The organism is Nocardia otitidiscaviarum (assembly GCF_007362295.1).
GTDB classification, from domain to species: Bacteria; Actinomycetota; Actinomycetes; order Mycobacteriales; family Mycobacteriaceae; genus Nocardia; species Nocardia otitidiscaviarum.
This window is the reverse complement of sequence record NZ_CP041695.1, coordinates 6,929,223-6,939,881: the sequence shown is the minus strand read 5'-3', so window position 1 is coordinate 6,939,881 and position 10,659 is coordinate 6,929,223. Positions and strand designations below refer to the sequence as shown.

8 protein-coding genes are annotated in these 10,659 nt (G+C 68.8%); 4 read left to right on the top strand and 4 right to left on the bottom strand.

Going from position 1 to position 10,659, the window contains the following annotated elements:
- The first annotated feature begins 72 nt into the window (after positions 1-72).
- Complete coding sequence (locus tag FOH10_RS31185) at positions 73-1,542, top strand: glutamate synthase subunit beta (RefSeq protein WP_143983347.1); 1,470 nt, start codon at positions 73-75, stop codon at positions 1,540-1,542.
- Positions 1,543-1,781: 239 nt separating this feature from the next.
- Complete coding sequence (locus FOH10_RS31180) at positions 1,782-2,315, top strand: DUF1707 and DUF4190 domain-containing protein (protein WP_143983346.1); 534 nt, start codon at positions 1,782-1,784, stop codon at positions 2,313-2,315.
- Here FOH10_RS31180 and FOH10_RS31175 read toward each other — a convergent pair.
- The gene (locus FOH10_RS31175) at positions 2,266-4,509 is read right to left on the bottom strand and encodes a serine/threonine-protein kinase (RefSeq protein ID WP_143983345.1); all 2,244 of its coding nucleotides are present in this window, start codon (positions 4,507-4,509) and stop codon (positions 2,266-2,268) included. The genes FOH10_RS31180 and FOH10_RS31175 overlap by 50 nt on opposite strands.
- Positions 4,510-4,940: 431 nt before the next feature.
- Here FOH10_RS31175 and FOH10_RS31170 point away from each other — a divergent pair, with 431 nt between their 5' ends.
- The gene (locus FOH10_RS31170) at positions 4,941-5,837 is read left to right on the top strand and encodes a cutinase family protein (protein WP_081872610.1); all 897 of its coding nucleotides are present in this window, start codon (positions 4,941-4,943) and stop codon (positions 5,835-5,837) included.
- Positions 5,838-5,891: 54 nt separating this feature from the next.
- Here FOH10_RS31170 and FOH10_RS31165 read toward each other — a convergent pair whose 3' ends face one another.
- The 3 genes from FOH10_RS31165 to lysX all read right to left on the bottom strand — a co-directional run bounded on the left by FOH10_RS31165 (position 5,892) and on the right by lysX (position 10,295).
- On the bottom strand, positions 5,892-6,527 hold the full coding sequence (locus FOH10_RS31165) for a histidine phosphatase family protein (protein ID WP_143983344.1): 636 nt from the start codon (positions 6,525-6,527) through the stop codon (positions 5,892-5,894).
- Positions 6,528-6,583: 56 nt separating this feature from the next.
- The gene (locus FOH10_RS31160) at positions 6,584-6,796 is read right to left on the bottom strand and encodes a hypothetical protein (RefSeq protein ID WP_143983343.1); all 213 of its coding nucleotides are present in this window, start codon (positions 6,794-6,796) and stop codon (positions 6,584-6,586) included.
- A 130-nt stretch (positions 6,797-6,926) separates the two neighbouring features.
- Positions 6,927-10,295: a bifunctional lysylphosphatidylglycerol synthetase/lysine--tRNA ligase LysX gene (lysX, locus tag FOH10_RS31155; protein ID WP_255056163.1), complete on the bottom strand. Its 3,369-nt coding sequence runs from the start codon at positions 10,293-10,295 to the stop codon at positions 6,927-6,929.
- Positions 10,296-10,433: 138 nt separating this feature from the next.
- Between lysX and FOH10_RS31150 the strand changes: the two genes are divergently transcribed.
- Entirely contained in the window at positions 10,434-10,655 is a 222-nt protein-coding gene (locus FOH10_RS31150; protein ID WP_039808223.1) for an RNA-binding S4 domain-containing protein, read from the top strand.
- Positions 10,656-10,659 lie beyond the last annotated feature (4 nt).

Genomic DNA, 10,659 nt, shown 5'->3' with positions numbered 1-10,659 from the left:
GTTACTGCGGTGCGACGCACCAGCCTTGTTCGGTGCGCCGGATGGCGCGTTAGCTTTTGTCAGGAGTCGTAAATGGGTGACGCACAGGGCTTCCTGAAGCACACCAAACGGGAACTGCCGACTCGCCGTCCGGTGCCGCTGCGCCTCATGGACTGGAAAGAGGTCTACGAGGAGAACTTCTCCCACGAGACCCTCCAGCGCCAGGCCAGCCGCTGCATGGACTGCGGTATTCCCTTCTGCCACAACGGCTGCCCACTGGGGAACCTGATTCCCGAGTGGAACGACCTGGTCTACAAGGGTGCGTGGAAGGAGTCGTTCGAGCGGCTGCACGCCACCAACAACTTCCCGGAGTTCACCGGCCGCCTGTGCCCGGCTCCGTGCGAGTCGTCCTGCGTGCTCGGCATCAACCAGGACCCGGTCACCATCAAGCAGGTCGAGGTCGAGATCATCGAGAACGGTTTCGACGAGGGCTGGGTCACCCCGGTGTACCCGACCCGGCTGACCGGCAAGAAGATCGCCGTGGTCGGCTCCGGCCCGGCCGGTCTGGCCGCCGCGCAGCAGCTGACCCGCGCGGGCCACACCGTGACCGTGTTCGAGCGTGACGACCGCATCGGCGGCCTGCTGCGCTACGGCATTCCGGAATTCAAGATGGAGAAGCGCTTCATCGACCGCCGTATGGCGCAGATGGAGGCCGAGGGCACCGTCTTCAAGACCGGCGTGAACGTGGGCGTGGACATCACCGCCGAGCAGCTGCGTGAGCAGTTCGACGCGGTGGTGCTGGCCGGTGGCGCGACCATCGCGCGCGATCTGCCGATCCCGGGTCGCGATCTGGACGGCATCCACCAGGCCATGGAGTTCCTGCCGCTGGCCAACCGGGTGCAGCTGGGCGACGCCATCACCGACGCCGAGGGCCTGCCGCCCATCCACGCCAAGGGCAAGAAGGTCGTCATCATCGGTGGCGGTGACACCGGCGCGGACTGCCTGGGCACCTCGCACCGGCAGGGTGCGGCCTCGGTGCACCAGTTCGAGATCATGCCGCGTCCGCCGGAGGAGCGCGCCGCGTCCACCCCGTGGCCGACCTACCCCCTCATGTACCGGGTCTCCTCGGCACACGAGGAGGGCGGCGAGCGGGTGTTCTCGGTCAACACCGAGCGTTTCGTCGGCGCGGACGGCAAGGTCACCGGCCTGCAGGCGCACGAGGTCACGATGGTGAACGGCCGCTTCGAGAAGGTCGAGGGCACCGACTTCACCCTCGAGGCCGATCTGGTGCTGCTGGCCATGGGCTTCGTCGGCCCGCAGAAGAACGGCCTGCTCGAGGATCTGGGCGTCGGCTACGACCAGCGCGGCAACGTCAAGCGTGACAACGCCTGGCAGACCACCGTCCCCGGCGTCTTCGTCGCGGGCGATATGGGCCGCGGCCAGTCCCTGATCGTCTGGGCCATCGCCGAGGGTCGCGCCGCCGCCGCCGCGGTGGACAAGTACCTCGAGGGCGATTCCGCCCTGCCGTCCCCCATCACCCCCACGATGGTGGCGCAGCGCTGACCCGCTGAGCGGAGCGACACAACCGGACGCCCATGGGTTTCGACCCATGGGCGTCCGACGTAACCGGCGGAGCAGACCGCCGCCGAACGCCGTCACATCGGTGATGCGTGAGGCTGTGATGCATGACTCTGTGATGCGGCGCGCCCTGTGGTGCTGCTCTCGAACGGCGTATTCCGGCGTGCCGGAGGCATAGTCTCGAACCAGAGATATCCGCTTCCTCGGGTTCAACGGAGACGCCCATGGAACCTCAGTGGCCCACCTCGAATTCGCTTGCGGGCGATGCTGACCGGGAACGCGCGATCGAGGCGTTGAAGCAGCACTTCCAGGCCGGGCGGATCGCCGCAGACGAACTCTCCGATCGAATCGGGTTGGCACTCAACGCCCGCACCTTCGGGGATCTCGATCACGCGATGGAGCAGTTGCCGCCACTGCGGCCGTATGGTTCGGCAGGGCGGACGATCATGCCGCCGGTGCCGCTCGGTGCGTCGCTGTATGCGCCATTTCCGGTGCGGCCGGGAGACAATGCGGTCGTACCGGGTTCCTACAGCGCCTACACCCAGTCGGTGCCGCGGCGGCGCACCGGGTTGGCGATCGCGTCGTTCGCGCTCGGGATGAGCGGATTCCTCTGTGGCATACCGGCGATTCCGGGGCTCGGCCTCGGCATCATGTCGTTGTTCACGGACAGCGACCGTGACGACCGGGGCTGGGCGGTCGCGGGCATCGTCACGAGTGTGGTGTGGCTGGGGTTGTTCGGGCTGCTGTTCTTCGGGTGACCGCGCGTTCGAAGGCGCGCAGGTCCTCCTGGAGTTGGTGGTTGAGCCAGTAGTCGCCGATGAAGCCGAGAATGCCCGCCAGGCACAGCCATTGGATGGGGTCGATCACCAGGGACACCTCGGCCGGTTCCAGGAACATGAGGCCGGTGATCACGGCGATCAGCGGAATCGACGCCGCCACCGCGAGATAGCGGTTGCAGCGGCGGCCCAGTGCGCGCAGCGCGGCGCTGTCGTCGGTGGTCTCCCCGTGCACCAGCAGGCGCGGATAGAAGCAGCGCACCACGCAGAAGGTGACCAGGAAGAACGGATACACCACGGCGATGGTCCCGCTCACCACCAGTGTGGTGGAGAAGTGGATGATCTGGCGTACCGACAGATCCGAGTAGACCAGCAGGATCACCGGTGTCACCACGGCGTGGAACATCCAGCCGCCGAAGGCCACCAGCGCCACCCGGTCGCCGTCGACGAGGGTGTCGCGCCGCGCCTGCGCGAGGATCGCGGTGTCCACGGTCCGACCCCGCCGCACCACCCGCCACACCAGGAAGGCGCGGCGGCACAGATAGTTGGTCACCACGATGGCGATCGGGGTGGTGACGACGCCGAGCAGACCGCTGATGTCCTGGAGTCGCTCCCGCTGGTCGGGCCGCACCCAGGCGTAGAACAGCGGGGCGTTGTGCAGGTTGTTGTACAGCACGCCGAGGATGAGCCCGGCGGTGCTGGCCAGGCTGATGATGGCCAGCAGCGACCAGGGTCCGAGCCGGGCGCGCGGGCTGGTGTGCGGCGGGTCCACCAGATCGCGGGCGCGCCGATCCAGGCACAGGCCCAGCTGCTGCGCCAGTTCGGCCCCGCTGGCCCACCGGTCCTGCGGGCGCGGGGCCAGACAGCCGAGCAGTACGCGGCGCAGGGTCGGCGGCGTATCCGGGGGCAGGTCCATCAGATGCTGTTGCGCGACTTCGCGTTTGCGCAGTTCCAGCATGCGCTCGAGGGAGGTGGCGGAGTCGCCCGCGCGCGTTTCGTCGTCGAAGGGCCGGTGGCCGGTCAGCAATTCCCACAGCATCACCCCGAGGGCGTAGATGTCGCTGCGGTCGTCGAGGTGTTCGGCGGTGGTGGGCAGGTGCGGATGACAGGCGGCGAGTTGCTCGGGCGACATGTACGCCAGTGAGCCGCCGAAGTAGGCGAGTGGGCTGGTCCCGGCGACATGGCGGCCGAAGCTCACATTGAAATCGGCGAGCTTCGGCGCGCCCTCGGCGGTGAGCAGCACATTGGCGGGTTTGATGTCGCGGTGCAACACGCCGTGGCGGGCCGCGTAGTCGAGTGATTCGGCGAGCTGTTTGCCCAGCCACGCCACGGCCTCCGGCCAGGTGGCGGCGGCCAGTTCGGTGCGGATGAGGGAATCGCCGTCCACGATGTCGCCGCGGGCGCGCATGGCCGCGTCGACCGCCTCCAACAGCAGTGCGCCGCTGCGCTCTTCGGGTGGGCGGGTGCGTACCAGGGTCAGCACGTCGTGCAGGGTGCCGCCCGGCAGGTACTGCATGTACAGCAGTTTCAGGTCGCGGTCGGCGAGCAGCCGCTGATCGTAGACGCGCACGATGTGGTCATGGTCCAGTTGCGCCAGCGTCTCGGATTCGGTGCCGCGGTTCTGGGAGATCTTCACCGCCACCAGGCGTTGCATGGAGCGCTGCCAGGCCAGGAACACGCGTGCGAAGGCTCCGCTGCCCAGTTCGCTGAGCAGGTCGAAGTCGCCCATGCGGTCGCCCACCTCGATGCCGTCCAGGGCTTCCTGCGCCCAGGGCACCGCGATCAGGGTGCTGCGGTAGTCGTCGGCGGCGAGGGCGGGCACGGTGTCGTCGGTGTCGACGCGCCCGCTCGGTTCGGGTTCGAGCCCGGCGCGGCGCAGCGCGTGGAATTCCTCGTAGACCAGGTCCGGCGGCAGCGGTTCGGCGCCGAGTTCGACGTATTCCGCGAGGTAGTCGGCGAGGCGCTTGGGGTGGTGGAAGCGCACCCAGCGGTATTCGAGGTCGACCTTGATCAGTTCGATGAGGCACAGCCGCCGGAACTCGGGTGCGTCCGGCAGGAACCGGGCCAGCTCGGGCGGCGTCTGTGCGGTTTCCCAGGCGGCGGCGAACCGCGCGACTACCGATGTCAGCAGTGAACGGGTCGCGCGGACAGCATCCGATCGGATTGCCGACTCCACCTCATGCCCTCCACCCCGACGAGGTACTACAGGTCAGTATGCGCCCGCGAGCCGAGCGAACACCTGCGAATTTCGGTGTGCGATACATCGGTAAGTTCGCACCGGCCGTCGCGAGTGCGGACCGGTCGCCACGGTCTCACTGCGGCTCACACCCCTCCGTAGTGGCGTGCATCACAGAGCCGGTGCGTGAAAGATGTTGGCACCAACGCAAATCGGACGTTTTCCGGCAGTTGGTCGGCGACGACGCCAAGCCCCCTTTATCCTTGTCACCGGTGTGTCGCCGATCTCTTCGCCGCGGTGAGTTCGCGAATCTCATACGGGTGGGGTTACCTGCGTTAACTCGGTGTGCACGGAAACGTCATCGGACGACCGCACCATGATCGGGAATCGGGACGAGATCGTTACGTCCCGGGCAGGTGAACTGGAGCACTATGCGGTTGAAGAAGATTGTCGCCGCTGCGGGGGCAGCGGCGAGTGTGTTGTCCGGCCTCGTGCTCGGCGGTAGCGGATCCGCGGTGGCGGATCCGGGATGCCCGAGCCTGTACACGGTCGCCATCCCGGGGACCTGGGAGACCGGCAAGGACAAGGATCCCGAGCACGGCATGCTGTCGGGTGTGACCGACGGGCTACCCGGCCGCGTGGATTATGTGAACTACGCCGCGACCGCCTTCCCCTGGGAGGGCGATGTCTACGGCGCGTCCAAGGCGGAGGCCACCGCGAACGCCCGCAATCTGGTGCGGGCCATGGCGGCGCGCTGCGGTTCGACCAAGATCGCGATCGTGGGCTACAGCCAGGGTGCGGACGCGGCCGGTGACCTGGCCGCCGAGATCGGCACCGGAATCGGGCCGGTATCCCCGGACCGGGTCGTGGCCGTCGGCCTGCTCTCCGATCCGCGCCGCTCGCCCGCGGACATCCAGGTCGGCCCGGCCGCACCGGGCGCCGGGGCCGGTGGCCCGCGCGTCGGCGGCTTCGGCTGGATCGCCGACCGGGTGCGCACCATCTGCGCCATCGGCGACCTGTACTGCTCGACGGAGGAGAGCGACTTCGTCATGCGGTTCGCCGGATTCCTCGCGCAGGCATCCAATCCCAGCCCGGCCAGCATGTGGCGCTACCAGCAGGAACTGGGCGCCATCATGACCGATCTGATGGCACAGGGCGGGTTCCCCACCTTGCAGGCGCAGCTCAGCGAGGACGCCAACCAGCAGCGCATCGAGCAGTTGCGGCAGTTCTACGGCACCGGCACCCACCAGATGTACGGCAGCTACCCGGTCGGCGGCGGGCAGACCGCCGTCAGCTGGATGCACAACTGGATCGCCCGGTCGGCGTAGTCCGCAGGTGTCGAACCGGCGAGGGCCGTCCCGGTGGGGCGGCCCTCGCTCGTATCAGGACCGCAGCCCGCGGGGGAGCAGATCCCACACGTGGCTGTTCTCGTTGACGGTGGCCGCCGTGCGACGCCCGCTGCGCGAGTACAGGATTCGGGTGACCGAGCAGTAGTCGATCGGAAAGGTGAGCGGCCGTTCGAGGCCCAGCACATCCTGCAGCAGCACATTGATCACCCCGCCGTGCGCGAAGGCGACCACCGTATCGGAGTGGTCGGCGGCGGCGGTGATCGCCGCGACCGTGTCCAGCACCCGGGCGCGGAAGGCGTCGGCGTCGATCTGCTCGGGGATGTATCCGGCCTTGATCCGCTCGTACACCTGCTGGAATTCGCGTTGCGCGTCCTCGATGGGGATGTACACCGGCAGGTCGCGATCGTATTCGGCGAGACCGTCGCAGATGTCGACATCCAGGCCCAGCTTCTCCGCGGTGGGCCGCGCGGTTTCGCGGGCGCGCAACTGCGGGCTGCTCACCACCCGGGCCACCCGGTGCGGGGCGAGCACTCCCGGAACCCGCCCGGCCTGCTGGACGCCGATCTCGGTGAGGTCGGGATCGGCCGCCACGGCGGTGCCGTGCATGTCTGGCGCGGCGGTGCCGTGGATGCGCTGCGGCTGGGCGTGACGGACGAGGATCAACTGCACGTCTCCTACTGTGCCGTACGCCCGACCCGGACCTCCGGCCCGGGTCGGCCCCGCCCCTACTTCTTCTTGCGCTGGGTGACCAGGTAGACGATGCCGAGAATCAGCACCACCAGTCCGATGCAGCAGATCGCGCCGAAGATCAGCCCGCCCTTGCCGCCGCTCTTCTTGCGCTTGGCCTGGTGCTCGAGCGCGGCGGTCCAGGTGTCGGGACTGGCCCACACCGAGTGGTCGAGCAGATTCGCCTGGGTCATCAGGTCCAGGTAGTACATGTGGGAACCCCCCGTTCGGTTCGCGACCCGTGGCACGGGCCGATCTTCGAACGGTAGTCGCGCCCGGGTCACGTCGCGTTAATACGAGCAGTTCAGGCCGCGACATACCGCGCGACACGGGATTCTGCCATCATCGTGAATCACTCTGCGCGGTACGTGGTTTCACCAGCGGGAAGGGCAGCGTCTCGCGAATGCTGCGCCCGGTGAGCAGCATGACCACGCGATCGACGCCGACGCCGAGTCCGCCGGTGGGCGGCATGGCGTGCTCGAGCGCCTGCAGGAAGTCCTCGTCCAGCTCCATGGCCTCCGGATCGCCGCCCGCCGCCAGCATGGACTGCTCGGTGAGCCGTCGACGCTGTTCGAGCGGATCGGTCAATTCGCTGTAGGCGGTGGCGAGTTCGACGCCCCAGGCCACCAGGTCCCAGCGCTCGGTGACCCCGGCGATATGCCGGTGGGCGCGAGTCAGCGGGGAGACCGAGGTGGGGAAATCGATGTAGAAGGTGGGCTCCTCGGTGTGGGATTCCACCAGGCGCTCGTACAGTTCGAGCACGAGCTGGCCCTCGTCCCAACCGAGTTGGTAGGCCACCCCGGCCTTCTCGCACAGCAGCCGCAGCCGCTCCACATCGGTGTCGGGCGTGATGGTTTCGCCGAGCGCCTGGGAGACCGCGCCGTGCACGGTCTTGACCGTCCACTCGCCGGAGATGTCCACCTCGGTGTAGCCGCCGTCGCCGTCGGGCCGCAGCGCCACCATCTTTCCGTTGGCCGCCACCGCCGCCTGCTGGACGAGCTGGCGGCAGGCGTGCATCATGCGCTCGTAATCACTGTGCGCCTCATAGGCTTCCAGAATGGTGAACTCGGGATTGTGGCTGTAGTCCACGCCCTCGTTGCGGAAGACGCGGCCGAGTTCGAAGACCTTCTCCATGCCGCCCACGCACAGCCGCTTGAGGTACAGCTCCGGTGCGATGCGTAGGTACAGGTCCAGGTCGTAGGCATTGATGTGGGTGGTGAACGGGGTGGCGTTGGCTCCACCGCGCACCTGTTGCAGCACCGGGGTTTCCACCTCCAGGAACCCCCAGCCGCCGAGGGTGTCGCGCAGGGAGCGCACCACCGCACTGCGCTTGGTGAGCAGCTCGCGGGTCTCGGAGTTGACCGCCATGTCCACGTAGCGCTGCCGCACCCGCGCCTCGGGATCGGCCAGGCCCTTCCACTTGTCCGGCAGCGGGTGCAGGCATTTGCCGATCATGCGCCAGTCCTGCGCCAGCAGCGACAGCTCGCCGCGGCGGCTGCGGCCGATCTGCCCGCTCACCTCGATCAGGTCGCCGAGATCGAAGAACTCGTCGAATTCGGCGGCGCGACCGGCGCCGACCCGGCCGCGGTCGATCATCAGCTGGATCTCGCCCGACCAGTCGCGCAACAGCGCGAACACGACACCGCCGTAATCGCGAATTCGCAACAGCCGCGCGCACACTCGCACCGTGGTGCCCTGCGGCGACCGCCGGGCGGCGGCGATGGTGTGCGTCGGCGGGTAGGCGACCGGGTAGGCGTCGACGCCGCGTTCGGTGAGCCGCCGCAGCTTGTCCATGCGCACCCGGACCTGCTCCGGACGCCGCGGTCCCGGATCGGCCGCGGCGTCCTCGGCCGGATCGGGCGCGCTGCCGTCGGCGTGCAGGCCGGTGATGGTGTCGGGCACCGCGGAGGTCACGCCGGTGTGCCGGGTCGCGTCCGGCTGAGTGCCGAAGCGCGGCAGGAAGCCCTCGGCCAGCGCGCTGGCGATGGCCACCCGGGGCAGCTGCCGCCGATCCTCGTACAGCGAGAACCGCGGTACCCAGACGGGCTGGTACTTCACATTCGACCGGTACAGCGCCTCCAGCTGCCACCAGCGCGAGAAGAACATGAGGATCGAACGCCACAGGCGCAGTACGGGTCCCGCGCCGATCCGCCCGCCCTCCTCGAACACCGCGCGGAAGACCGCGAAGTTGAGCGAGATCCGGGTGATGCCGTACTGGTCGGAGTTCAGCGCCAGCTGCGAGATCATCAGCTCCATGATCCCGTTGGGGCCCTTGGGGTCCCGGCGCATGAGATCCAGGGAGACGCCGGTGCGGCCCCACGGCACCAGCGACAGCATGCCCAGCACCCGGGGTTCGTCGTTCGGGCCGGTGCAGCTGGCGGGGTCGATCGCCTCCACCAGCAGGCAGTTCCCGTCGAGCGGGTCGCCGAGGCGGCCCAGCGCCATGGAGAAGCCGCGCTCGGTCTCGGTATCGCGCCAGGCGTCGGCGCGGGCGATCACCCGCCGCATCTCCTCCGGCGGCACTTCGGCGTGCCGGCGCACCCGCACCACCACGCCCTGTTTGCGTAGTCGATTGGCGGCCTGGCGCACCTGCTTCAGTTCCGGTCCGGCCAGCGAGAAGCTCCGGGTCTCCAGAATCGCCTCGTCGCCCAGCCGCAGCGCCGACAGACCGGCGCGCCCGTAGGCGGTGGCGCCGGCCTCGCTGGCACCCATGACCGCGGGGGCCCAACCGTATTCGTCGCACAGGCGCAGCCAGGCGTCGATGGCGTGCGGCCACGCCTCCCGCAAGCCGATGGGATCGCCGGAGGCCAGACACACCCCGAGCTCCACCCGAAAGGTGAGCGCCGCCTTGCCGCTGGGCGCGAACACCACCGACTTGTCGCGGCGGGTGGCGAAGTAGCCGAGCGAATCCGCCACGTCGGAGCGCTCCAGCAGGCCGCGCAACGCCGACTCGTCGATACCGGTGAGCGCGTTGGCCGCGCGCTGCGACCGGAACAGCACCACCGCGGCCGCCACCACCGCCGCCGCGCCGAACAGGCCGAGCAGCAGGTTCACGAAGTGCGGCGGATGCCCGTCGAAGTTCTCGTTGCTCACCAGGATGGCCGCGGTCACCCGGGAGACCGCCCACGCCGGTCGCTGGATGCCGCCGGGCAGGCTGCCGGGGAACAGTTCCACCAGTCCCCAGCCGATGAGGCAGCCCGCGGCCAGTCCGCCGCCGAGCACGGCGAGCGCCTTCCACACCGCGCCGGGACGCACCCGGGTGTAGAACTCCGGCCAGGCGGCGACGAGTACCCCGATCGCGCCCAGATGCACGATGAGGGCGACCAGGGCGTGATAGTCGCGCACGGCCGCGAATTCGATGCCGTTGGCCAGCGCGTACAGGGCGAGGTAGCCGACCAGCACCCACCAGGCGATGCGTTTGCGGCTGGCGGTCGCGCCCGCCAGCAGGCCGACCATGAGCGCCCACATGAGGCTGGTGTCGGGGGCGTCGAAGTAGTAGTCGTCGAGGTAGTGCCGCAGTCCGGAGGTCAGGTAGCGCAGGGCGGGGGAGATGCTCCACAGCGCACAGCACACGGCGAAGACACCCAGTGCGAGACCGGCGAGGTGCGGCACCTCGCCGAAGCGCCCGTGTCCCCGGTGCGGAACCTCCGGTGACCGCGCCTCCGGTCTGTGCTCGGAGTCGTGGTGGTGCCGGTCCTGCGTCGAAGTCACCGCACCAGTGTGTCTGGTGCGACGGCACATTGTGGAGAAGCCACCGGGTACGTGTCTCGGGACCGGGGAACCGCGGCCTACCGGCCGGTCGCGAGGTCGCGTTTTGGCGCGGGAGCGTCGGCGGGTGAGGATGTACCCATGTCGGATCCTGTCGATGTGCCGATCGCGGACGAAGTCATTCGACTCGGCCAATTCCTCAAATTGGCGAACCTCATCGATTCCGGTTCGGAGGCCAAGACCGTGATCGCCCAGGGCCTGGTGCGCGTCAACGACGAGGTGGAGACGCGCCGCGGCCGACAGCTACAAGCGGGCGACGTGGTCACGCTCGCGGGCCACAAGGCCCGTGTCGCGGCGGACTGAGCCC

What these genes read in the sequence shown, in the direction of transcription:
- FOH10_RS31185 (WP_143983347.1), top strand. Translation starts at nt 73, where the DNA reads ATGGGTGACGCACAGGGCTTCCTGAAGCACACCAAACGGGAACTGCCG.
- FOH10_RS31180 (WP_143983346.1), top strand. Translation starts at nt 1,782, where the DNA reads ATGGAACCTCAGTGGCCCACCTCGAATTCGCTTGCGGGCGATGCTGAC.
- FOH10_RS31170 (WP_081872610.1), top strand. Translation starts at nt 4,941, where the DNA reads ATGCGGTTGAAGAAGATTGTCGCCGCTGCGGGGGCAGCGGCGAGTGTG.
- FOH10_RS31160 (WP_143983343.1), bottom strand. Translation starts at nt 6,796, where the DNA reads ATGTACTACCTGGACCTGATGACCCAGGCGAATCTGCTCGACCACTCG.
- FOH10_RS31150 (WP_039808223.1), top strand. Translation starts at nt 10,434, where the DNA reads ATGTCGGATCCTGTCGATGTGCCGATCGCGGACGAAGTCATTCGACTC.